Source organism: Micromonospora sp. NPDC023644, from assembly GCF_040640115.1.
Taxonomy (GTDB): domain Bacteria; phylum Actinomycetota; class Actinomycetes; order Mycobacteriales; family Micromonosporaceae; genus Micromonospora.
This window is the reverse complement of the sequence record NZ_JBFABA010000044.1, coordinates 15939-37966: the sequence shown is the minus strand read 5'-3', so window position 1 is coordinate 37966 and position 22028 is coordinate 15939. Positions and strand designations below refer to the sequence as shown.

The 22028-nt window shown below is 73.4% G+C and carries 21 protein-coding genes; 9 read left to right on the top strand and 12 right to left on the bottom strand.

From position 1 onward, the window contains the following. Positions 1-113: 113 nt before the first annotated feature. The gene (locus AB0G08_RS24085; protein WP_358091693.1) at positions 114-1004 is read left to right on the top strand and encodes a cellulose binding domain-containing protein; all 891 of its coding nucleotides are present in this window, start codon (positions 114-116) and stop codon (positions 1002-1004) included. 272 nt (positions 1005-1276) lie between these two features. Then, complete coding sequence (locus AB0G08_RS24080) at positions 1277-2236, top strand: right-handed parallel beta-helix repeat-containing protein (RefSeq protein ID WP_358091713.1); 960 nt, start codon at positions 1277-1279, stop codon at positions 2234-2236. A gap of 52 nt (positions 2237-2288) precedes the next feature. Here AB0G08_RS24080 and miaB read toward each other — a convergent pair whose 3' ends face one another. After that, positions 2289-3815 (bottom strand): tRNA (N6-isopentenyl adenosine(37)-C2)-methylthiotransferase MiaB, encoded by a 1527-nt coding sequence (miaB, locus tag AB0G08_RS24075; protein ID WP_358091691.1) that lies wholly within the window; start codon positions 3813-3815, stop codon positions 2289-2291. Positions 3816-3867: 52 nt separating this feature from the next. On the opposite strand from miaB, the gene AB0G08_RS24070 reads away from it, so the two are divergent. Next, positions 3868-4098 (top strand): DUF2277 family protein, encoded by a 231-nt coding sequence (locus AB0G08_RS24070; protein ID WP_358091689.1) that lies wholly within the window; start codon positions 3868-3870, stop codon positions 4096-4098. A 59-nt stretch (positions 4099-4157) separates the two neighbouring features. Here AB0G08_RS24070 and AB0G08_RS24065 read toward each other — a convergent pair whose 3' ends face one another. Together AB0G08_RS24065 and selD are read right to left on the bottom strand one after the other, a co-directional pair. Beyond that, entirely contained in the window at positions 4158-4637 is a 480-nt protein-coding gene (locus tag AB0G08_RS24065) for a hypothetical protein (RefSeq protein WP_357880658.1), read from the bottom strand. Positions 4638-4851: 214 nt separating this feature from the next. After that, a complete protein-coding gene (gene selD, locus AB0G08_RS24060; RefSeq protein WP_358091687.1) occupies positions 4852-5841 on the bottom strand; it encodes a selenide, water dikinase SelD in 990 nt (329 codons plus the stop codon). Positions 5842-6030: 189 nt separating this feature from the next. Here selD and AB0G08_RS24055 point away from each other — a divergent pair, with 189 nt between their 5' ends. Genes AB0G08_RS24055 through AB0G08_RS24040 form a run of 4 tightly spaced genes read left to right on the top strand, consistent with a single transcriptional unit; the run spans position 6031 to position 9434 of the window. Then, on the top strand, positions 6031-6786 hold the full coding sequence (locus AB0G08_RS24055; RefSeq protein WP_091620503.1) for an amino acid ABC transporter ATP-binding protein: 756 nt from the start codon (positions 6031-6033) through the stop codon (positions 6784-6786). Positions 6787-6844: 58 nt separating this feature from the next. Then, positions 6845-7723: a glutamate ABC transporter substrate-binding protein gene (locus AB0G08_RS24050; RefSeq protein ID WP_358091685.1), complete on the top strand. Its 879-nt coding sequence runs from the start codon at positions 6845-6847 to the stop codon at positions 7721-7723. A gap of 41 nt (positions 7724-7764) precedes the next feature. Beyond that, positions 7765-8472 carry an amino acid ABC transporter permease gene (locus AB0G08_RS24045; protein ID WP_358091683.1) on the top strand — a complete coding sequence of 236 codons (708 nt, stop codon included), beginning with the start codon at positions 7765-7767 and terminating at the stop codon, positions 8470-8472. Then, the gene (locus AB0G08_RS24040) at positions 8469-9434 is read left to right on the top strand and encodes an amino acid ABC transporter permease (protein ID WP_358091681.1); all 966 of its coding nucleotides are present in this window, start codon (positions 8469-8471) and stop codon (positions 9432-9434) included. Before AB0G08_RS24045 ends, AB0G08_RS24040 begins: the two co-directional genes overlap by 4 nt. Before the next feature lie 230 nt (positions 9435-9664). Here AB0G08_RS24040 and rny read toward each other — a convergent pair whose 3' ends face one another. The 9 genes from rny to AB0G08_RS23995 form a co-directional block, all read right to left on the bottom strand. Then, positions 9665-11431, bottom strand: coding sequence for a ribonuclease Y (gene rny, locus AB0G08_RS24035; RefSeq protein ID WP_358091679.1), 1767 nt, complete (start codon positions 11429-11431; stop codon positions 9665-9667). Positions 11432-12286: 855 nt separating this feature from the next. Further along, positions 12287-13000 carry a 3-keto-5-aminohexanoate cleavage protein gene (locus AB0G08_RS24030; protein ID WP_358091677.1) on the bottom strand — a complete coding sequence of 238 codons (714 nt, stop codon included), beginning with the start codon at positions 12998-13000 and terminating at the stop codon, positions 12287-12289. Positions 13001-13166: 166 nt separating this feature from the next. Continuing rightward, a complete protein-coding gene (locus AB0G08_RS24025) occupies positions 13167-13862 on the bottom strand; it encodes a regulatory protein RecX (RefSeq protein WP_358091675.1) in 696 nt (231 codons plus the stop codon). Between the two features lie 14 nt (positions 13863-13876). After that, positions 13877-14923: a recombinase RecA gene (gene recA, locus AB0G08_RS24020; protein ID WP_089001435.1), complete on the bottom strand. Its 1047-nt coding sequence runs from the start codon at positions 14921-14923 to the stop codon at positions 13877-13879. Between the two features lie 184 nt (positions 14924-15107). Continuing rightward, complete coding sequence (locus AB0G08_RS24015; RefSeq protein ID WP_357883307.1) at positions 15108-15308, bottom strand: DUF3046 domain-containing protein; 201 nt, start codon at positions 15306-15308, stop codon at positions 15108-15110. Between the two features lie 4 nt (positions 15309-15312). Then, positions 15313-16629: an MFS transporter gene (locus AB0G08_RS24010; RefSeq protein ID WP_358091673.1), complete on the bottom strand. Its 1317-nt coding sequence runs from the start codon at positions 16627-16629 to the stop codon at positions 15313-15315. Between the two features lie 77 nt (positions 16630-16706). Continuing rightward, entirely contained in the window at positions 16707-17849 is a 1143-nt protein-coding gene (locus AB0G08_RS24005) for an acyl-CoA dehydrogenase family protein (protein ID WP_358091671.1), read from the bottom strand. Between the two features lie 62 nt (positions 17850-17911). Next, positions 17912-18616: a UdgX family uracil-DNA binding protein gene (locus AB0G08_RS24000; protein WP_358091669.1), complete on the bottom strand. Its 705-nt coding sequence runs from the start codon at positions 18614-18616 to the stop codon at positions 17912-17914. A 119-nt stretch (positions 18617-18735) separates the two neighbouring features. Next, positions 18736-20076 (bottom strand): aminotransferase class I/II-fold pyridoxal phosphate-dependent enzyme, encoded by a 1341-nt coding sequence (locus tag AB0G08_RS23995; protein ID WP_358091667.1) that lies wholly within the window; start codon positions 20074-20076, stop codon positions 18736-18738. 34 nt (positions 20077-20110) lie between these two features. Here AB0G08_RS23995 and AB0G08_RS23990 point away from each other — a divergent pair, with 34 nt between their 5' ends. Continuing rightward, the gene (locus tag AB0G08_RS23990; RefSeq protein ID WP_358091665.1) at positions 20111-21355 is read left to right on the top strand and encodes a bifunctional pyridoxamine 5'-phosphate oxidase family protein/GNAT family N-acetyltransferase; all 1245 of its coding nucleotides are present in this window, start codon (positions 20111-20113) and stop codon (positions 21353-21355) included. Next, complete coding sequence (gene leuE / locus AB0G08_RS23985) at positions 21352-22020, top strand: leucine efflux protein LeuE (RefSeq protein ID WP_358091663.1); 669 nt, start codon at positions 21352-21354, stop codon at positions 22018-22020. Before AB0G08_RS23990 ends, leuE begins: the two co-directional genes overlap by 4 nt. Positions 22021-22028: the final 8 nt, after the last annotated feature.

Here is a 22028-nt window from a genome sequence, read left to right as displayed (position 1 = left end):
GCCGCACGCCGAGGGGACCAACCCGGCGGCCACGGGCGCGTGCTGGGGCTGCGGCGATCCGGCCCCGGGACTGGCGGCTGGCCGCCGAGCGGGCCGGCAACGCGATCCTCTCGGTGCAGCCGAACTGGCTGATCTTCGTGGAGGGCGTGAGCTGCCCCAGCGGCGGCCTCTCCAACGTCTGGGACAACGACCCGGGCAACGACGAGGACTGCGGCTGGTGGGGCGGCAACCTCACGAAGGCCAAGGACTTCCCGGTCCGCCTCGACGTGCCGAACCGGCTGGTCTACTCGCCGCACGAGTACGCCACCTCGGTCTTCGAGCAGGCCTGGTTCAAGAGCCCGGACTTCCCGGGCAACCTGCCGGGCATCTGGGACAAGTACTGGGGCTACCTGCACAGGCAGAACATCGCGCCGATCATGCTGGGCGAGTTCGGCAGCACCCTGGCCGATCCCCGGGACAAGGTGTGGCTGGAGAAGCTGATGGCCTACACCGGCACCGGGGTCGACGGGATGTCCTTCACCTACTGGTCGTGGAACCCGAACTCCGGCGACACCGGGGGCATCGCGCTCGACGACTGGACCAGCATCAACACCACCAAGCAGGCCATCCTCCAGCCGTACCTGATCCCGCCGGTCGGCGGCGGGGGCGGCCCCACGGGCACGCCGACGGCGACGCCGACCTCGTCGCCGCCGCCCACCGGGGGCTGCACCGCCGCGTACCGGCAGGCCAACGCGTGGCAGGGCGGCTTCCAGGGGGATTTGACGGTGACGAACACGGGCACCGCGACGGTCGACCCGTGGCGGGTCACCTGGAGCTGGCCGGCCGGGGTGACCCTGGCCAGCGGCTGGAACGCCACGGTGACCCAGTCCGGCGCGACGGTGACGGCGGCGGCCCCGACCTGGGCGGCGGCGCTGGCGCCGGGCGCATCGGTGACCGTCGGCTTCACCGCCAACGGCCCGTCCACCGCGCCGGGCACGGTGCGGCTCGACGGCGTCGCCTGCTGAGCCACCCTCCGATCGGCGGTCGTCCCTGCCTCGGGGACGGCCGCCAATCCTCGTGCGGGCCGGGGCCTTTACATCGATGGGGGTCTGTGTTTATATCAGGAAAGCGCTTACCTGATCGCTCGGCAGCGCCAGCACGGGAGCCGCAACTTCGCGCAGCCAGTCCGCACCTCCGGGGCCGCAACCCGCCGTCCCCGCCGACCAGACGCCACCGGGCACGGCGTCGCAGGGTCGGCCCGCGGTCCGCGAGCCCGCCACCACCGAAGGGAAGCACCATGCGTACGTCCCGACGTCGCACCATCCTGCTCACCGCCGCCGCCAGCGCCGCGCTGCTCGCCGCGGGGGCGCTGACCGCCGCCACCGCACCCGCCTCGGCCGCCCCCACCGGGCTGGTCGGCTGGGCCACCCAGAACGGCGGCACCACCGGCGGCAGTGGCAACCCCGTCACCGTGACCACCGCCTCCGCCCTGACCAGCGCGGTCGGCTCCAGCAGCGCGGCGGTGATCCGGGTCTCCGGCACCATCTCCTGCTCCGGCATGCTGCGGGTCCGGTCCCACAAGACCATCCTCGGCAACCCCGGCGCGACCATCTCCGGCTGCGGCTTCAACATCAGCGGCGACCGCAACGTCATCATCCGGAACCTGACCTTCCGGAACTGGAACGACGACGCGATCAACGTGCAGGAGTCGGCCACCAACGTCTGGATCGACCACAACAGCTTCACCAACGGCTACGACGGCGCGGTCGACATCAAGCGCGGCTCGGACTTCATCACCGTGTCGTGGAACCGGGTCTACGACCACGACAAGTCGATGCTGCTCGGGCACAGCGACAGCAACGCCAGCCAGGACAGCGGCCACCTGCGGGTGACCTACCACCACAACTGGTTCGACGAGAGCAGCCAGCGCCACCCCCGGGTCCGCTTCGGCAACCCGGTCCACGTGTTCAACAACTACTACGACAGCAACAGCGGCTACGGCGTCGCGTCCACCGAGAACGCCGGGGTGCTGGTCGAGGGCAACTACTTCGAGAACGTCGAGGACCCGTACCACCTCGGCGAGGGCGACTCCGGCCCCGGCACGCTGGTGGCCCGGAACAACCACTTCGTCAACTCCGGCAGCGGCCAGGCCGGCGGCAGCGTCCGGAGCATCCCGTACTCGTACAGCATGGACGCCGCGAGCAGCGTGAAGTCCATCGTGACCGCCGGCGCGGGCGCGGGTCGGATCTCCGTCTGACGGCCTGAGCGCACCGGCCGGGGTCCGCGTGCGGGCCCCGGCCGGTCGCGGGTCAGTGCGCGGCGCAGCCGGTCGTCGGCGCGGGCGCCACGGCCGGCACGCCGATCGTGGGCAGCCCGAGCAGCACCCCCGGCGTACGCGGGGCGCGCCCCGCCTCGGCGGCGTCGCCGGCCCGCGTGCGCCGGTGCGACAGCGGCTCGCCGTCGGCGTTGAGGTGGTGCGGGGCGGCGTAGGTGATGGTGGTGTGCACGATGTCGCCCGGGCGGATCCGTCCCGCCGGGGAACCCTCCTCGCCGGGCCGGCCGTCCGCGCCGGTGGCGAAGTGGACCAGGCGGCCGTCGCGGGCGCGGCCGGACATCCGGCCCGTGCGCTCGTCCTTGCGCCCCTCGCCGACGGCGACCAGCACCTCGACGGTCTCCCCCACGAGCTTCCTGTTCTCCGCCCAGGTGATCTCCTCCACGCAGGCGATCAGCCGCTCGTAGCGCTCCTGCACGACCTGCTTGGGCAGCTGGCCGTCCATCGTGGCGGCCGGCGTGCCGGGGCGCTTCGAGTATTGGAAGGTGAACGCGGAGGAGAAGCGGGCCTCGCGGACCACGTCGAGGGTGCGCGCGAAGTCGGCCTCGGTCTCGCCGGGGAAGCCGACGATGATGTCGGTGGTGATCGCCGCGTCCGGCATCGCCGCCCGGACCTTGGAGATGATGCCGAGGTAGCGGTCGGCCCGGTACGAGCGGCGCATGGCCCGCAGCACGTCGTCGGAACCGGACTGGAGCGGCATGTGCAGCGAGTGGCAGACGTTGGGCGTCTCGGCCATCGCGGCGATCACGTCGTCGGTGAAGTCCTTCGGGTGCGGGCTGGTGAACCGGACCCGCTCCAGCCCCTCGATGTCGCCGCAGGCGCGCAGCAGCTTGCCGAAGGCGAGCCGGTCGCCGAACTCGACGCCGTAGGAGTTCACGTTCTGCCCGAGCAGGGTCACCTCCAGCACGCCCTCGTCGACGAGCGCGCGGACCTCGGAGAGGATGTCGCCGGGGCGGCGGTCCTTCTCCTTGCCCCGCAGGGAGGGCACGATGCAGAACGTGCAGGTGTTGTTGCAGCCGACGGAGATCGACACCCAGCCGGCGTACGTGGACTCGCGCCGGGTGGGCAGCGTCGAGGGGAAGACGTCGAGGGACTCGAGAATCTCCACCTCGGCCGCCGTGTTGTGCCGGGCCCGCTCCAGCAGCACCGGCAGCGACCCGATGTTGTGCGTGCCGAACACCACGTCGACCCAGGGCGCCTTGCGGACGATCTCGCCCCGGTCCTTCTGGGCCAGGCAGCCGCCCACGGCGATCTGCATCCCGGGGTGCCTGGCCTTGACGGGGCGCAGGTGACCGAGGTTGCCGTAGAGCCGGTTGTCGGCGTTCTCCCGGACGGCGCAGGTGTTGAACACCACCACGTCCGGGTTGTCGTCGGCTTCGGCGGCGCGCACGTAGCCCGCCTGCTCCAGCAGGCCGGAGATGCGCTCGGAGTCGTGCACGTTCATCTGGCAGCCGTAGGTGCGCACCTGATAGGTGCGCGGGCTGCTCGCCGCTGCGGTAGTCATGACCCGGACAGCGTATCCGCCGACCACCGACCGAACTCAACGAGGAGCAGCCGTGTGCCGGAGCATCAAGACCCTGCGTGAGCCGTACGCCGCCGAGGTGACCCCGGCCGACGTCGACGCGGCGGCGTTGCAGTACGTCCGCAAGATCTCGGGTTTCCGCAAGCCCGCCGCCCACAACGCCGCCGCCTTCGACGCGGCCGTCGCCGCGGTCGCCGCGGCCACCGCGACCCTGCTCGCCCAGCTGGAGGTACGCGGCGGCCGCTCCGCCGGCCCGGCGAGCTGACCCCGCCGCCGGGCCGGTGGGCGGACCTCACCCCGCCGGACCCGGCGCGTCGGGCGGGGTCAGGCGGCGGCGAGCGCCGGGAGCACCGAGTCCGGTGCCCAGCGCGAGCGGTGGCACTGCGACCAGCCGCGACAGCGGGGATCCGCGTCGGTGCACAGGCGCTGGTCGGCCAGCAACTCGCCGTCGTCGGTCTCCCGCACGTCGAAGTGCACCGGCCGGATCGTGCCGTCGGGCGCGACGAGCAGGTGCCGCCCGGCGTCGAGCGTGTCGTCGCGCAGCAGGCAGTTGCGGTCCAGCAGCCGCGCCAGCGCGGCGATGCTGCCGTGCTCGGAGAGGCGCTCGGGCACCCCGTAACAGTCCACGATCGTGGCGAACTCCCCCGGCGCCTGCCAGACGTCGCAGATCACCGCGTACGTCGGCAGGCGGGCGGGGTCCGCCGCCGCCAGGGGCATCACCACCCGGCCGAGCGCCTCGGCCAGTGCCGGGTAGACCTCCACCGGCCGTACCTGCTCGATTCTCCAGTTCCACAGCTCGGTCATGCCGCCTCCTCGCTGTGCTCGTCCCACCGGCCTCCGGATCGGGCCTTAATGACGATGGTGGGGTGCATATGACCTCAGCCGGGGGCAAGTTACCGGTCTGTGACCATTCCGGGCAAAATTTCCTCGAGCGCCATTGCTCCGAGTAGCGGAAAGGTGACAGTTTATCGGGTACGGTGGCCGGCCCGGCGCGCCACCACGCCGGTCGGGTTGCCCCTCAGCGCACGACCACCCGGTGCTCCCCCAGCGGCAGCAGCTCGCCGACCACGGTGGCGCCGGGCAGCTCGCCGGCGACCAGCAGGCCGCCCGAGGTCTGCGCGTCGGCCAGCAGCAGCCGCTCGTCCTCGGCCACCCGGCCGAAGTCGGTCCACGGCGTCACCCACTCCAGGTTGCGCCGGCTGCCGCCGCTGACGTGCCCGTCGCGCACCGCCTCCCGCGCCCCGGCCAGGTAGGGCACCCGGGCCGCGTCGATCGCCACCGTCAGCCGGCTCGCCCGGGCCAGCTTGGACGCGTGCCCGAGCAGGCCGAAGCCGGTCACGTCGGTGCCGCAGCGGACGCCGGCCGCCACCGCGGCCCGCGCCGCGTCGCGGTTGAGGGTGGTCATCGCGGCGACCGCCTCGGGGAAGCTCTCGCCGGTGGCCTTGTGCCGGGTGTTGAGCACCCCCACGCCGAGCGGCTTGGTCAGCGACAGCGGCAGGCCCGCCCGGCCGGCGTCCAGGGTGATCAGCTCCTCCGGCCGGACCACCCCGGTGACGGCCAGCCCGTACTTGGGGCCCTCGTCGTCGACGCTGTGCCCGCCGGCGAGGTGGCAGCCGGCGTCGCGGGCCACGTCCTGCCCGCCGCGCAGCACCTCCCGGGCCAGCTCCAGCGGCAGCACGCCGCGCGGCCAGCAGAGCAGGTTGAGCGCGACGAGAGGGGTGCCGCCCATGGCGTACACGTCGGAGAGGGCGTTGGTGGCGGCGATGCGCCCCCAGTCGTACGCGTCGTCGACGACGGGGGTGAAGAAGTCGGCGGTGGTGACCAGGCCGGTGCGCTCGTCGAGCCGGACCACCGCGGCGTCGTCGCCGTGGTCGAGCCCGACGAGCAGCTCGGCGGTGCCGGTGGCCGGGCCGAGCCCGGCGACCATGGTCTCCAGTTCCCCCGGGGGGATCTTGCACGCGCAGCCGCCACCCCGGGCGTACCGGGTCAGCCGTACCGGTTCGGTCATCCCCACATGATCTCCGGGCCGCCCCGGCCCCGCCACACCGGCCGTCCGGATCGCGGTCAGAATCGGACTCTTGACCCCGATCCCAACTGGTGTTATCGCTCCGTGACCAACTGAGTTGCGTACCGCCACATCCCCCCGCCTACAGTTGCCCAACCGGGGGTCACCCGACCCCGCGCGACGACAGGGACGGTGAACGACGTGACGACGGGCGAACCGCTCATCGTGCTGGACTCGGTCAACAAGTGGTTCGGGCCGCTGCACGTGCTGGACGACGTCTCACTGTCGGTCGGACGCGGCGAGGTGGTCGTGGTGATCGGCCCGTCGGGCTCCGGCAAGTCGACGCTGTGCCGCACCATCAACCGCCTCGAACCGATCAGCTCCGGCACGATCACCTTCGACGGGCAGCCACTGCCGGCGGAGGGCAAGGCGCTGGCGAAGCTGCGCAGCGAGGTCGGCATGGTGTTCCAGTCGTTCAACCTCTTCGCGCACAAGACGATCCTCGAGAACGTCACCCTGGGGCCGGTCAAGGTCCGCAAGGAGAAGCCGGCGGCGGCGCGCGAGCGCGGCCTGGCCCTGCTGGACCGGGTGGGCATCGCCAACCAGGCCGACAAGTTCCCGGCCCAGCTCTCCGGCGGCCAGCAGCAGCGGGTCGCGATCGCCCGGGCGCTGGCGATGCAGCCCAAGGCGATGCTCTTCGACGAGCCGACCAGCGCGCTGGACCCGGAGATGGTCGGCGAGGTGCTGGACGTGATGACGTCGCTGGCCCGCGAGGGCATGACCATGGTCGTGGTGACCCACGAGATGGGCTTCGCCCGGCACGCGGCGAACCGCGTCATCTTCATGGCCGACGGGCAGCTGGTCGAGGACGCGCCGCCGGCCGAGTTCTTCGCCAACCCGCGCAGCGAGCGGGCCAAGGACTTCCTCTCCAAGATCCTCACGCACTAGGCGTCCGTACCTGGAGCGCGCCGTCCCCCGGCGGGTTCCGTCGAAGAAGGAGATCAACATGCGTATCACGCGCGTAGCGGCGCTCGCGGCGGCCGCCACCCTGGCGCTCGGCATGACCGCCTGTGGTGGCGACGACGCCGAGAAGGGCACCGGCGCCGGCAGCAAGTCCTTCGCCGCCGGCAGCACGATGGAGCGCCTCAACAAGGCCCAGGCCATCAAGATCGGCACGAAGTTCGACCAGCCCGGCTTCGGCCAGAAGGGCCTGTCGGGCAAGCCGGAGGGCTTCGACGTCGAGGTCGCGAAGATCATCGTCAAGGAGCTCGGCATCCCCGAGGACAAGATCGAGTGGGTCGAGGCCCCCTCGAAGGTCCGCGAGGACGTGATCGTGAACGGCACCGTCGACCTGGTCGCCGCCACCTACACGATCAACGACAAGCGCAAGGAGCGCATCGCGTTCGCCGGGCCGTACTACGAGGCCGGCCAGAACATCATGGTGAAGAAGGACGACAGCACCATCACCGGCCCGGACTCGTTCAAGGACGGCGCCAAGAAGGTCTGCTCGGTCACCGGCTCCACGCCGGCCGAGGAGATCAAGAAGTACGTCAAGGACGTCGCCACCCAGCTGGTGCTCTTCGACACCTACGACAAGTGCCGCGACGCCCTCAAGGGCGGCCAGGTCGACGCCGTCACCACGGACAACGTGATCCTGCTCGGCTACATCGCCAAGGACGAGGCGTCGTTCAAGCTGGCCGGCGACAACTTCACCAAGGAGCCGTACGGCCTCGGGGTGAAGAAGGAGGACACCGACTTCCGCAACTTCGTCAACGACACGCTGGAGAAGGCGTTCGCTGACGGCAGCTGGAAGAAGGCCTGGGACGAGACCGCCGGCAAGTTCGGTGCCGAGCTCGGCTCCGCGCCGACCGTCAACCGCTACTGAGCTGATCCGTTGATCTGGAGGGTGGGGAGGAAGACCGGCCCGTGAGTGTGCTCATCGACAAGTTCGACGTCTTCGCGGGTGGTTTCTGGCTCACCCTCCAGATCTGCGTACTCGCTGCGGTCGGCGCCCTGATCCTGGGCGCCGTCCTGGCGGTGCTGCGGATCTCCCCGGTGCCGCCGCTGCGGGCGGTCGGCACCGGCTACGTCAACGTCTTCCGCAACATGCCGCTGACCGTGGTGATGTTCTTCGCCGCGTTCGGCCTGCCGGCGCTCGGCTCCAACGCGGACTTCCTGCGCGTCCCCGGCCTGGACGCGGTGTTCAGCCGGCTCGACACCGATCTGCCGTACTTCCGCTTCGCGCTGATCGCACTGGTGCTCTACACCGCGGCGTTCGTCTGCGAGGCGCTGCGCTCCGGCGTGAACGCCGTGCCCGCCGGCCAGGCGGAGGCCGCCCGGTCGCTGGGCCTGACCTTCGGCCAGAACCTGCGCTACGTGGTGCTGCCGCAGTCCTGGAAGGCCTCGGTGGTGCCGCTCGGGTCGGTGATCATCGCGATGATCAAGAACTCGGCCCTGGTCGGCTTCTTCGGCGTGGTCGGCGACCTCTCGCAGACCGCCGACCAGCTCACCTCGGCCGAGGGCTACGCCTTCGTCCCCGTCGCCATCGGCATCTCGATCGGATACCTGATCATGACCGTCCCCCTCGGCGCACTCCTCGACCGGATCGAGAAGCGGCAGGCGGTGGCCCGGTGAGCCAGCAGAGCGTCCTCTACGACGTACCCGGCCCCCGGCAGCGCCGGCTCACCCTGGTCGGCAGCGTGGTGGCGACGGTGCTGCTGCTCGTCGCCGCGTACTTCCTGATCTACCGCCCGCTGGACGACAAGGGCCAGTTCTCGATGGAGCTCTGGGGGCCGCTGATCGACCCCTCCAACGAGAACTTCTCACTGGTGTGGGACCGGATCGCCCTCGGCTTCAAGAACACGCTGACCGCCGCCGCCCTGGCGATCGTCTCCTCGCTGGTCGTCGGCACCCTGCTCGCGGTGCTGCGGATCCAGCTCAAGAGCCTGACCCGGCGCCGGTTCACCGGGCTCGCCACGCCGCTGGCGTACCTGCTGCGCGGGCTGAGCCTGTTCCTGTCGGCGGTCACCCGGGTCTGCGTCGAGGTGTTCCGGGGCCTGCCCGTGGTCATCACGATCTTCTTCGTGGCCCGCGGCTTCCCCGAGTTCGGCGTCTCGTTCGACACGCTGTGGTACCTGGTCATCGGCCTGACCATCTACAACTCGGTGGTGATCGCCGAGATCCTCCGCTCCGGCATGGAGGGGCTGCCCGGCGGGCAGGCCGAGGCGGCGGCCGCGATCGGCCTCTCCCCGGCGCAGACCACCCGGATGATCCTGCTGCCGCAGGCGTTCCGGATCATGCTGCCGGCGCTGATCAGCCAGCTCGTCGTGGTGCTCAAGGACACCTCGCTGGGCTTCATCATCAGCTACGAGGAGACCCTGAACATCGGCAAGCAGATCATCGGCGTGCTGGACAACCCCATCCAGGTCTACGTCGTGATCGCGGTGCTGTTCATCCTGGTGAACTACTCGCTGTCGAAGCTGGCCCAGTACGTCCAGCGCCGGCTCTCCCGCGGTCGCAAGACCGCCGGCACCCCGGCCCAGAACCCGCCCCCGGCCGCGCTCACCGCGCAGGCCGAGGGCACCGGCGGCGCCTGATCCCCCGACCGACGACGAAGGGCCGGCCCGATATCGGGCCGGCCCTTCGCGTTGCGCCGTCAGCAGGCGGCCCCGGTGCCGTCCGTGGACAGCCTCGGATCCGACGAGCCCGCCGCGCTGACAGGGGCGGGCCGGACGGTACGGCCCGTCGCTCGTGCGGGCGGTAGGCGCGGCTGACGGGCCGCGTCGCGGCTCGGTGGACCTCACCGAGCCCTCACCGCACCGCCCGGTCAGCGGGCGATCTCGGTGACCCGGGACTCGCGGACCACGGTCACCCGGATCTGCCCCGGATAGGTCAGCTCCTCCTCGATCTGCTTGGCCACGTCCCGGGCCAGCACGGCCGCGCCGATGTCGTCCACGTCGTCCGGCTTGACCATCACCCGGATCTCCCGGCCCGCCTGCATGGCGAAGACCTTTTCCACGCCGAGCTTGCCGGCCGCGATCTCCTCGATCCGCTCCAGCCGCTTGACGTACGCCTCCAGGCTCTCCCGCCGGGCCCCCGGCCGACCGCCCGAGCAGGCGTCGGACGCCTGGGTGAGGACGGCCTCGATGGTCTGCGGCGGCACCTCGTTGTGGTGCGCCTCGATGGCGTGGACGACGTCCTCGCTCTCGCCGTACTTGCGGGCCAGGTCGGCGCCGATGATGGCGTGGCTGCCCTCCACCTCGTGGGTGAGCGCCTTGCCGATGTCGTGCAGGAACGCCGAACGCTTGATGAGCGGCACGTCCAGCCGCAACTCGGCGGCCATGATGCCGGCGATGTGCGCGGTCTCCACCAGGTGCTTGAGCACGTTCTGCCCGTACGACGTCCGGTAGCGCAGCCGGCCGAGCAGGGTGACCAGCTCCGGGTGGATCTCGGTGATGCCGACCTCGACGAGGGCGTCCTCGGCGGCCCGCTGGCAGAGCTCCTCCACCTCGTGCCGGGCCAGGTCGTAGACCTCCTCGATGCGGTGCGGGTGGATCCGCCCGTCCAGGACCAGCTTCTCCAGGGTCAGCCGGCCGACCTCCCGGCGCACCGGGTCGAAGCAGGAGAGCAGCACCGCCTCGGGGGTGTCGTCGATGATCAGGTTGACTCCGGTGACCGATTCGAAGGCGCGGATGTTGCGGCCCTCCCGGCCGATGATCCGCCCCTTCATCTCGTCCCCGGGCAGGTGCAGGACGCTGACCACGCTCTCCGCGGTCTGCTCGCTGGCGACCCGCTGGATGGCGTCCACGACGATGTGCCGGGCGCGCTGCTCGGCGGTGCCACGGGCGTCGGACTCGATGTCCCGCACCAGCAGCGCGGCCTCCCGCTTGGCCTGGACCTCGATCGCCTCGATCAGCTCCGCCCGGGCCGCGTCGGCGGTGAGGCCGGCGACCCGCTCCAGCTCGCGGCGCCGCTGCTCCTCCGCCTCGGCCAGCTCGGCCTCGCGCTGGGCGAGCGCGGCCTCGCGGGCCGACAGGGCCGCGCTGGCGGCGGTGAGCTGCCGCTCCCGCTCGGCGAGCCGCTCGACCTCCTCGGTGTGCAGCCGCTCGCGCTCGTCCATCCGGGCCGCCCGCCGCTCCACCTCGGCGGCCTGCTCCCGCGTGGTGGCCGCGAGCACCGCGACCTCCCGCTCGCCGCTGCGCCGGGCGGTGGCCCGCAGCTGCTCCGCGTCGGCCTCGGCCTGCTTGTGGGCCCGTTCCAGGACGGTGTCGGCCTCCGCCCGGGCGTCGTCGAGCACCCGGCGGGCCTCCGCCCGGGCCGCCTTCGCCTCGGCCTTCGCGGCGGCCGCCTCGGCGCGCGCCGCCGCGGCGGCCGACTTCGCCACGTCGATCGTGCTGTTGGCCTCGTCGGCGGCGGTGCGCAGGGCCGCGAGGGACTGCTCCTGCCGGTCCTTCTCGGCGATGAAGGCGGGGTCCTCGGGCGCCGGCGCCGCATTGAACCGACGCAGCGCCCGTACGCCGAACAGCACCGCCCCGAGCACGACCACGGTCAGGACCAGCACCACGGCGAGGATCACGACGTCGAACCCGCTCATGCCGGCGCCCCGGCCCGCCCGATGCCCACGGGCCCGCGCCCGATGCCCACCGGCCCCTGCCCGGCGACCGGCGCGCTCATGTCGGCACCCCGGTGGAACTGCGCCGCCTCGCCATGGCCGCCTCCCCTGAACGTCGGGACCGCAGCGACCGTGCCGATGGGCACGCACCCTGCGGCTGTGGACGCCCGACCGGAGCGACTGGCCGTGGGGTAGCTTCCGTCGGCGGTGCCCACGCGGGGGCATCGCCGACGGCCGGGTGCAGTTGTCGCGCCAGCGCCGGACCGGCCAGTCCGAACTGCCGCCAATGACCGATCGGATCGGTCAAAGTGATGCTGTTCCGTTACGCGATCTATGTTGTGCGCTTAGCCTGCGCTTGGTCGGGCAAGTTGAGCCTGTATGGCGAGGCTAGGTCTCCCGGGGGGCTCTGGTCAAGAACTCATGATCAAACCCCCCGAACGGAGAGAAGTTGCCGCGTCACGCACCGCTGATGCCTGCCCGGACACCGGGGGACAAAACGGCAGCGGATCCGGTCGCCCCACACGTCAGCCCTGCTCAGCCCGACCCCTGCGGACGCACCCGCCCCGGCCGTCCGCCCGGCGGGCTGTGACGCAACCGTCGGCCCAGGGGGCGCCACCGGAGCCCAGCAGGCAGCCGCGCGTGCGTTCCCGCCTTGATCGTCTGTTGCCGAACCGGTGGTTCGGGGCGTCCGGGACCGGTTCCCCGCCAACCGATCAGGAGCACCAGCCGGGGCGGCGTGGCCGGCGCACGGTACAGGCGCCGGGCGAGGCCGGCACGCCGTGAGGGCCGGAGCGGGGCAGCGGGCGAGGCCGGCACGCCGCGGGAGGGCCGGGCGGGTCAGCGGGCGCCTGCGGCCAGCGCCGCCGTCACCAGTGCGGCGTTGTCGGGCGCGGTCGAGCCGTCGGGCAGCGACAGCGTGTCCTCCAGCCCGACGCGGCTGTGCAGCCCCCGGCGCACCGCCTCGGCCAGCACCGCCCAGGTCGCCGGCCCCTCGGCGTGCAGCAGGATCGGCGGGCCTCCGGCCGCAGGGGGCGGCAGCGCCGCCAGCATCGCGGCGGCGTCCGCCAGCGCCACCGCCGGGTCCTCGGCCATGCACTCGATCAGGATCCGCCCGGCCGGCACCCGCCAGCGCGCGTACGCCCCGACCGCGTCGACCGTCCAGAGCCCCGCTTCGACCATGACGCCCCGCTCGTGCAGCGCCGCCGCCACGGCCTCCGCACCCGGCTCGTGCGCGTTGACCGAGGCGAAGTCGGGCAGCACCCGCCAGGCCCGGACGGCGGCCACCCGGGCGGCCGGCTCCGGCGCGATCCAGGCCCCGGTGCTCACCCCGACCGGCAGCCCCGGCCGGGCGGCCCGGATCGCGTCGAGCGCGGCGGCGACCACCGACGGGTGCAGGGACTCCCGGCCGACGGCGTCCCGGGGGTGCACGTGCACCGCGCCGGCACCGCGCCCCGCGCAGCGGGCCGCGTCGGCCGCCAGCTCGGCCGGGGTGACCGGCACCGCCGGATGCTCGGCACGCCCCCGGGCCCCGTTGAGACACGCCTTCAGCATGGAGGCCTCCCTCCGGCCCGCTTCAGCATCGCAGCCTCCCCTCTGGCCCGCTTCAGCATGGAGGTCTCCCGCAGCCAGCCTCGGCGGACCACGTCACGACGCGCCTCCGGTGCCGAGTCCCGCTGCGGTCGGGTGCGCAGAGCCCCGACCGATCGGGCCGCCCCGCTCACCCGAGGGAGCGGGTGTCCCGGTCCAGCTCGCCCTCGGCGTCGGCGAGCGCGTCGGCGTCGATCTGCTCGGCGAACTCGGCCGCCTCTGCGCTCTGCGCGGCGAGCGCGTCCTTCACCGCCCGGATCGCCACGCCCGGCGGGTAGCCCTTGCGGGCCAGCATGGCCACCAGCCGCCGGAAGACCGCGTCCGGCTCGCCCCGGGCGGTGCGCAGCTTGCGCTCGACCAGGGCGCGGGCGGTATCGGCCTCGGTCTCCTCGTCGAGCTCGCCCAGCGCCTCGCTCGCGACCTCGCCGTCCACCCCGCGCTGGCGCAGTTCGTTGGCGAGGGCCCGGCGGGCCAGGCCCCGGCCGGAGTGCCGGCTGGCCACCCAGGCCCGGGCGAACGCGGCGTCGTCGATGATGCCGACCTCGTCGTAGCGGTCGAGCACCCCCGCCGAGACCTCGTCGGAGATGCCCCGCTTCGCCAGCGCCCCGGCCAGCTCGGCCCGGGTGCGGGGCCGGACGGCGAGCTGGCGCAGGCAGATCTCCCGCGCCAGCTCGGCCTCGTCGCGCGGTGGGGCCGGGGGCGCCTCGGGGTCGGTGTCGTCGGTCCGGCCGCGCCGGGCCCGGCGCGGCCGGGGCGCGCTGTCGTCACCCGTGCGGGCGGGGCTGGCATCCCAGCCCCGCCCGGTGCGGGCGCGTCGTCCTGCCACGGGTCAGGGACCGGTCAGAAGTCGACCGGCGGCAGCTCCGGGCCACCGGCGGCGTCGCCCGCGCCGACCCCGACGCCGAGCTTCTCCAGGATCTTCTTCTCGATCTCCGCGGCGACGTCCGGGTTCTCCCGGAGGAACTCGCGGGCCTTCTCCTTGCCCTGACCCAGCTGGTCGCCGTCGTAGGTGTACCAGGCGCCGGACTTGCGGATGATCGCCTGCTCGACGCCGACGTCGATCAGCGAGCCCTCGCGGGAGATGCCCTTGCCGTACATGATGTCGAACTCGGCCTGCTTGAACGGCGCGGCGACCTTGTTCTTCACGACCTTGACCCGGGTGCGGTTACCGACCACGTCGGTGCCGTCCTTGAGGCTCTCGATGCGGCGCACGTCGAGCCGGACCGAGGCGTAGAACTTCAGCGCCCGGCCACCCGTGGTGGTCTCGGGGCTGCCGAACATCACGCCGATCTTCTCGCGGAGCTGGTTGATGAAGATCGCCGTGGTGCCCGTGTTGTTGAGCACACCGGTGATCTTCCGCAGCGCCTGGCTCATCAGCCGGGCCTGGAGACCCACGTGGCTGTCGCCCATCTCGCCCTCGATCTCGGCGCGCGGCACCAGCGCGGCCACCGAGTCGATGACGATGATGTCGATCGCGCCGGAGCGGACCAGCATGTCCGTGATCTCCAGTGCCTGCTCGCCGGTGTCCGGCTGGGAGACCAGCAGGGCGTCGGTGTCGACACCGAGGGCCTTGGCGTATTCCGGGTCGAGCGCGTGCTCGGCGTCGACGAAGGCGGCGATGCCGCCGGCCCGCTGGGCGTTGGCCACCGCGTGCAGGGCCACCGTGGTCTTACCGCTGGACTCCGGACCGTAGATCTCGACGACCCGGCCCCGGGGCAGACCGCCCACGCCGAGCGCCACGTCGAGCGCGATCGAACCCGTGGGGATCACCGAGGTCTGGACGACCGGCCGCTCCCCCAGCCGCATCACCGAACCCTTGCCGAACTGCTTGTCGATCTGAGCGAGAGCAAGGTCGAGTGCCTTCTCCCGGTCGGGCCCTGCGGCCATGTTTGCCACCCCTGCCTTCGCCGGCGTCTTTCCTGAGCTTCGCGTCACGCGGACACGCTAGGCGCTGGGTCCGACAGAAAACCAGCCGACCGGCCGTGAGCTGTGGACGAGCACCCCGCTGTGGACAATAGCCGAACAGGTGTACGAGGCGACAAGCGACACGCGGAAGCCGCGAACCGGCTGCTCAGCGTAGTCGCGCGGGCACCCGGTCGGGATAGGCGGCGCAGACCGCGCGCCACACCACGTGGGTCTGCTCACCCGACGCCAGGGCCTGTTCGATGGTGCGCCCACCGAGCTGCGAGAGCACCTGGTCGCGGGCGATGCTGGCCGCGTAGCCGGGGCCGAACGCCTCCTCCAACCGGGACCAGAAGTCGGTCAGCCGCACGTGATCAGTCCTCCTCGTCCGGTGCCCCCACCGGCACCGGCCGCAACGCTAGCGTCACCAGGGGCAGCACCGCGACCGCCGCGAGTCCGGTCAGCACCGGATAACCTGCCGCCTCCACGACAAACCCGCTCACCGCCCCGGCGGCGGCGCCGGCCAGCCCCATGGTCAGGTCGGAGAGGCCCTGGACGCTCGGCCGGATCCCCACCGGCACCGACTCCGACAGCAGCGTCGAGCCCGCGACCATGGTCCCCGACCAGCCCAGGCCGAGCAGGAACAACCCGGCCGAGAGCCGGGCCGTGTGGTGCCCGGCCGTGCCGGCGACCGCGCACGCCGCGAGCAGCAGCCCGACGCCGCCGAGGATCACCGCCCGGCGGCCGACCCGGTCGGTGAGCCAACCCGCCACCGGGGCGAGGGCGTACATGCCGGCGATGTGCAGGCTCAGCACGAGACCGACCACCCGCAGCACGTCGGCGTCGTCGTGCCACTCGTGCAGGCGTACCGGGGTCATCACCATCACCGCGACCATGACCAGGTGGCCGACCGCCACCGCCACGATGCCGAGCCGGGCGGCCGGCCGCGCGCGTACCACCGTCCAGGCGGCCCGCATGCCCGCGGCGCGCCGGGCGGTCGACGGCGGCGCGACGACGGGGGTCGCCGTGGCGCCGGCCGGGCCGGCGGCCGCCAGCCGGCGCGCCGTGAGCAGCGGGTCCGGCCGCAGCAGCGCCAGGATCGCCCCGGCGGCCAGCACGAGCGCGACGGCGCTGAACGCGAACGGGCCGGCCAGCGTCGGCAGCCCCCAGCCGCTGGTGGTGCGGTCGGCGAGCGAGGCGAAGTTCGGCGCGGCGACCGCGCCGATGGTGGTGGCCCAGACGATCAGCGAGAGCTGGCGGCCCCGGCGCGCCGGGACCGCCAGGTCGACCGCCGTGTAGCGGGCCTGGAGGTTGGCCGCGTTGCCGCCGCCGAACAGGAGCATGCCGAGGAAGAGCAGCGGCACCCAGCGGGTCACCGCGGCGAGGACCACCAGAGCGCCGCCGGCCGCGCCGGTCAGGTACGCCACGACCAGGCCGGGCCGCCGGCCACGGACGGTCATGATCCGGGTGACCGGCACGGCGAGCAACGCCCCGCCGACCACGGCGGCGCTGCTGACCAGGCCCGCGACGGCGGTGCCGGCGATGTCGGAGGCGAGCAGCGCCCCGACGGCGACGCCGATGGTCACCCCGATCCCGCCGATGATCTGGGTGACGAAGAGCAGCCGCAGGGTACGCCGCTGGATGGGCGCGACGTCGGGCGCGGCGAGCGGCGCGGCGAGGTCGGTGGCCATGGCGGCTCCTTCGAGGTAAGGGGCGAGGTGCCGTTCCATCCTTGCGCACCCGCCCCGCCGCCGGGCAGTCGGTCGGGCTAGAGCCCGAGGCCGCGGCCGATGATCTCCTTCATGATCTCGGTGGTGCCGCCGTAGATCGTCTGCACCCGCCCGTCCAGCCAGGCCTTCGCCACCGGGTACTCCAGCATGTAGCCGTAGCCGCCGTGCAGCTGCACGCAGCGGTCGGCGACCCTGTTCTGCAACTCGGTGGTCCACCACTTCGCCTTGGCCGCGTCGGTGACCGAGAGCCGGCCGGCGCCGTACTCCGCGACGCAGTGGTTGACGAAGGTGCGGGCGATGGTGACCTCGGTGTCCAGCTCGGCCAGCAGGAAGCGGTTGTGCTGGAACGCGCCGATCGGCCGGCCGAACGCCTGCCGGGAGCGGGCGTGGTCGAGGGTGAGGGCGAGCAGCCGCTCGGCGGCGGCCACCGCCGCGACCGCGATGCTGAGCCGTTCCCGGGGCAGGTTGGCCATCAGGTGGTAGAAGCCGTGGTTCTCGGTGCCGATCAGGTTCTCCGCCGGCACCCGGCAGTCGTCGAAGAACAGCTCGGCGGTGTCGTTGGCCTTGAGCCCGACCTTGGCCAGCCGCCGGCCCCGGGAGAAGCCGGGGGTGCCGCTCTCCACCGCGATCAGGCTCACCCCGTGCGCGCCCTGGTCCGGCGCGGTACGCACGACCACGACCACCAGGTCGGCCAGTTCCCCGTTGGTGATGAAGGTCTTCTGGCCGTTGAGCACCCAGCTGTCGCCGTCCCGGACCGCGCCGGTGCGGATCCCGGCCAGGTCGGAGCCGGCCCCGGGCTCGCTCATCGCGATCGCGGTGACCAGGTCGCCGGAGCAGAACCCGGGCAGCCAACGCTTGCGCTGCTCGTCCGTGGTCAGCTCGGTCAGGTACGGCGCCACCACGTCGTTGTGCAGGCCGAAGCCGAGCCCGGTGCAGCCGGCGGCGATGATCTCCTCGTCCAGCACGGCGTTGAACCGGAAGTCGCGCTGCCCGCCGCCGCCGTACTCCGTGTCGATGTCCATGCCCAGCAGGCCGGCGGCCCCGGCCCGGCGCCACACCTCGCGGTCGACGATCCCGTCGGCCTCCCAGCGCTCGTGGTGGGGCACCGCCTCGCGGGTCAGGAACTCGCGGCACAGCTCGCGGAACTCCTCGTGGTCGCGCTCGTAGAGATGCTGCTCCATGGCGGCAAGTGTGGCACCGCTCACCCGCCCTGCCCAGCGTCCGACGGGCCGGAAGCGGCGGCTCAGCCTGCGAGGGCCCGGGCGGCCACGGTGAGGTCGGCGACCAGCCCCTCGTACGCCTTGTCCTGGTCGTCCGCGCGCAGCACGGCGGACGGGTGGATGGTGGCCAGCAGCCGCGCCGGCGGCGCGTCGGCGACGCCGCCGCGCGCGTCCACCGGCACCCGCCGGAAGTCCTCCGGGTGCTGGGCCGACTCCGGCCAGGGCAGCAGTTCGCCCCGCTGCCGGGTGACCCGGAACGTCGGGCCGAGCAGGGCCTTGGCGGCGGTGGCGCCGAGCACCACCACGACCTCCGGGCGCAGCTGGGCGAACTCGGCCACCAGCCAGGGCCGGCAGGCCGTGATGTGCACCCGGTCCGGGGTCTGGTGGATCCGCCGCTTGCCGCGCTGCTCGAAGCGGAAGTGCTTCACGGCGTTGGTGAGGTAGATGTGGCCGGGGTCGAGCCCGGCGTCGTCGACCGCCCGGCGCAGCAGCCGGCCGGCGGGGCCGACGAACGGCAGGCCCTTCTGGTCCTCCATGTCGCCGGGCTGCTCGCCGACGAAGACCACCCGCGCGCCGGCGTCGCCGCGGCCGAAGACCGTCTGCGACGCGTCGCGGTAGAGCTCGCAGCCCTGGCAGCCGGTGGCGGCGGCACGCAGGTCGTCGAGGGTGTCGGCCCGCGGCGGGATGAACCGCTGCGCGCCCGGCGCGGTCTCGGTCTGCTCGGCCATGGCGACTGTTCTACCCCGCGCGGGAGGGAACACGCGCGGGGACCCGCCGCGACGGGACAAGCGGGCCCCGGACCGCCGGGAAGTGGCGGAGCCAGGCGCCCGCGACGGGCCCGGCTGGCTCACGCGGCGAAGCCCCCGGGCGGGGTGGGCCGGACCGCCCGGGCCACCGCCTCGGCCAGGTCCGGGATCTCCGCCTCGTCCAGCGAGCTGACGGTGATCCGCAGCGCCGGCGGGCCGGCGATGCGGTGCAGTGCGCCGGGGGCGACCGCCCAGCCGGCGTCGCGCAGCGCGGTCAGCACGCTGGTCTCGTCGTCGACCGGCAGCCAGACGTTGATGCCGCTGCGCCCGTGGGCGGCCAGGCCGTGGCGGGCGAGCGCGCCGATCAGCCCCACGCGCCGCCGCTCGTAGCTGCCGGCGGCCCGGTCCACCAACTCGGCCACGGCGGGGTCGCGCCAGAGCGCCAGGACCAGTCGTTGCAGCACGGTGGAGACCCAGCCGGCGCCGACCCGCGCCCGGCCGGCCACCCGGGCCACCGTGGTCTCGTCACCGACCAGCACGGCCAGCCGCAGGTCCGGGCCGAACGGCTTGCTCACCGAGCGGACGAAGGCCCACGTCGGGGTCGCCCCGGCGAGCGGGTGCAGCGGTACGCGGGCCAGCTCGGCGGCGTGGTCGTCCTCGATCAGCAGCAGGTCGGACCGCCCGGCGAGCAGGGCGCGCAGCTCCCCGGCCCGCTCGGCGGAGACCGCCGCGCCGGTGGGGTTCTGGGCTCGGCTCGTCACGATCAGCGCCCGCGCGCCGGCGGCGAGCGCGGCGGCGACCCCGCCGACGAGCGGGCCGTCGTCGTCGACCGGCACGCCGATCGGCCGCAGCCCGAGCGCGGCGACCAGGTCGAGCAGGTTGGCCCAGCCCGGGTCCTCGAGGGCGACCGCGTCCCCGGGGCGCAGGTGCGCGCCGAGCAGGCGCTCGATGCCGTCCAGCGCGCCGCCGGTGACGGTCAGCTCCGTCGCCGGCACGCCGTCGGCGGCCAGCCGCTCGCGGGCCGCCTCGGCCAGCTCGGGCAGCACCCCGGCCGCGGGGTAGCCGACCGGCGGCCCCGCGGCGGCGGCCAGGCCGGCCAGGTGCTGCCCGAGGGGTGGCAGCAGCCGCACGTCCGGCTCGCCCCGGGAGAGGTCACGCAGGCCGGGTGCGGTCGGCGGGCGCAGCGCGGAGCGGCGGGCCGCCACCGGCGGGCGGGGACGGACCCGGGTGCCGTGCCGGCCGGCGGTGACCACCAGGCCCCGCTGACGCAGCTCCTGGTAGGCCCGGGCCGCGGTGGCCGGGCTCACCGCGAGCTGGGCGGCGAGCTCCCGCACCGGCGGCAGCGCGTCGCCGGGGGCGAGGGCGGCGCAGCGGATGCCCGATTCGATGCTGGCCGAAATCTCGGCGGCCGTCGTACCGACGACCTGATAGCGTGCTGACACAAATCAGGGATTGTACTAGAACAAAGGTCGAGCCATGTACGCACCCACCGACCGGACCACCGCCAGCCGCTCCCGGGACCGGATGAGCTACGACGAGGCCGCCGCGCACGCCGTCCTCGACGAGGCGTACGACTGTGCGCTCGGGTTCACCGTCGACGGCGAGCCCCGGGTGCTGCCCACCCTGCACGTGCGCGTCGGCGACACCCTCTACCTGCACGGCTCCACCGGCAGCCGGCCACTGCTCGCCGCCCGGGGCGACGGGCTGCCGGTCTGCGTGGCGGTCACCCTGCTCGACGGCCTCGTCTACGGCCGCTCGCAGTTCCACCACAGCGCCAACTACCGCTCGGTGGTCGCGCACGGCACCGCCCGCCTGGTCACCGACGAGCGGGAGAAGCTGCGGATGCTGACCGCCCTGGTGGAGAAGGCCGCGGCCGGGCGCAGCGCCGACAGCCGGCCCCCGTCGCGCCGGGAGCTGGCCGAGACGGCCGTGCTGGCCCTGCCGCTGCGCGAGGTGTCGGTCCGCGCCCGCACCGGCGGCGTACGCGACGAGGAGGCCGACCTCGCCCTGCCGCACTGGGCCGGCGTGGTGCCGCTGCGGCTGACCGCCGGGCCGCCCGAACCCGACGCCGGGGTGGCCGTGCCGGTGCCGGCGTACCTGCGGCCGGAGACGTCGCCGTGGCTCGACCCGGCGGTGCTGCGCGGGGAGCACGTGCTGCTGGAACCGCTCGACCTCGCGCACGCCGACGAGCTGCACGCCGCGACCGCCGACCCGGAGGTCTGGCGGCACCTGGGCAGCCCGCTGCCGGCCGGCCCGGCCGGCACCGCCGAGCAGGTCGCCGCCGCGCTGGCCGCGCACCGGCGGGGCGAGCGGGTGCCGTGGGTGCAGCGCTGCGCGGTGACCGGCGCGGTGGTCGGCACCACCTCCTTCTACGAGGTGGACCCGGAGCGCCGGGCGGTGGCGATCGGCTACACCTACCTGGGCCGCCCCTGGTGGCGCACCGGGATCAACACGGAGGCGAAGCTGCTGCTGCTCACCCGCGCCTTCGAGGAGCTGGGCGCGGTGCGGGTAGTCTGGCACACCGACATCCGCAACGAGCGTTCGCAGCGGGCCATCGAACGCCTCGGCGCGTCCCGCGAGGGGGTGCTGCGCCGGCACCGGCTCCGCCCGGACGGCTCCTGGCGGGACACCGTGCAGTATTCGATGACCGTCGACGAGTGGCCGAACGCACAGGTCACGCTCCGGGAAAGGCTTCGCCGGGCGGCACCCGTGGCCTCATGATGGCGGGCGTGCTGGGCATCACCGACATCTGGACGTACGTGCTGGGCACCGTGGCGATCGTTCTGCTGCCCGGGCCCAACTCCCTCTTCGTGCTCTCCACCGCCGCGCAGCGGGGCGTGGCGGCCGGCTACCGGGCGGCCGGCGGGGTCTTCGTCGGCGACGGGGTGCTGATGTTCCTCTCCGCCGCCGGCGTGGCGTCGCTGGTCCAGGCGTACCCGCCGCTCTTCCTGGTGATCAAGTACGCCGGCGCCGCGTACCTCGGCTATGTGGGGTTGACGATGCTGCGCGGCGCGTGGCGCCGCTGGCGGACGCGCAACGACCCGGACACCCCGCGGCTCATCGACGCCGCGCGGCCGGCGGCGATGCGCAGCCCGTTCCGCAAGGCGCTGGTGATCAGCCTGCTCAACCCGAAGGCGATCCTCTTCTTCGTCTCGTTCTTCATCCAGTTCGTGGACCCGGGCTACGCCTGGCCGGCGCTGTCGTTCCTGCTGCTCGGGCTGATCGCCCAGGTCACCAGCGTGCTCTACCTGACCGCGCTGATCTTCACAGGCACGTTCCTGGCGGCCCAGTTCCGCCGGCGCCACCGCCTGGCGGCCGGCGCCACCACGGGCGTCGCCGCGCTCTTCCTCGGCTTCAGCCTCAAACTGGCCACCGCCACCGCCTGACCCCGGCC

Excerpts from the sequence above, each read along its gene's own strand:
- AB0G08_RS24080 (WP_358091713.1), top strand. The coding sequence starts at position 1,277 with ATGCGTACGTCCCGACGTCGCACCATCCTGCTCACCGCCGCCGCCAGC.
- miaB (WP_358091691.1), bottom strand. The coding sequence starts at position 3,815 with ATGACTACCGCAGCGGCGAGCAGCCCGCGCACCTATCAGGTGCGCACC.
- AB0G08_RS24065 (WP_357880658.1), bottom strand. The coding sequence starts at position 4,637 with ATGACCGAGCTGTGGAACTGGAGAATCGAGCAGGTACGGCCGGTGGAG.
- selD (WP_358091687.1), bottom strand. The coding sequence starts at position 5,841 with ATGACCGAACCGGTACGGCTGACCCGGTACGCCCGGGGTGGCGGCTGC.
- AB0G08_RS24050 (WP_358091685.1), top strand. The coding sequence starts at position 6,845 with ATGCGTATCACGCGCGTAGCGGCGCTCGCGGCGGCCGCCACCCTGGCG.
- rny (WP_358091679.1), bottom strand. The coding sequence starts at position 11,431 with ATGAGCGGGTTCGACGTCGTGATCCTCGCCGTGGTGCTGGTCCTGACC.
- AB0G08_RS24030 (WP_358091677.1), bottom strand. The coding sequence starts at position 13,000 with ATGCTGAAGGCGTGTCTCAACGGGGCCCGGGGGCGTGCCGAGCATCCG.
- recA (WP_089001435.1), bottom strand. The coding sequence starts at position 14,923 with ATGGCCGCAGGGCCCGACCGGGAGAAGGCACTCGACCTTGCTCTCGCT.
- AB0G08_RS24010 (WP_358091673.1), bottom strand. The coding sequence starts at position 16,629 with ATGGCCACCGACCTCGCCGCGCCGCTCGCCGCGCCCGACGTCGCGCCC.
- AB0G08_RS24005 (WP_358091671.1), bottom strand. The coding sequence starts at position 17,849 with ATGGAGCAGCATCTCTACGAGCGCGACCACGAGGAGTTCCGCGAGCTG.
- AB0G08_RS24000 (WP_358091669.1), bottom strand. The coding sequence starts at position 18,616 with ATGGCCGAGCAGACCGAGACCGCGCCGGGCGCGCAGCGGTTCATCCCG.
- AB0G08_RS23990 (WP_358091665.1), top strand. The coding sequence starts at position 20,111 with ATGTACGCACCCACCGACCGGACCACCGCCAGCCGCTCCCGGGACCGG.
- leuE (WP_358091663.1), top strand. The coding sequence starts at position 21,352 with ATGATGGCGGGCGTGCTGGGCATCACCGACATCTGGACGTACGTGCTG.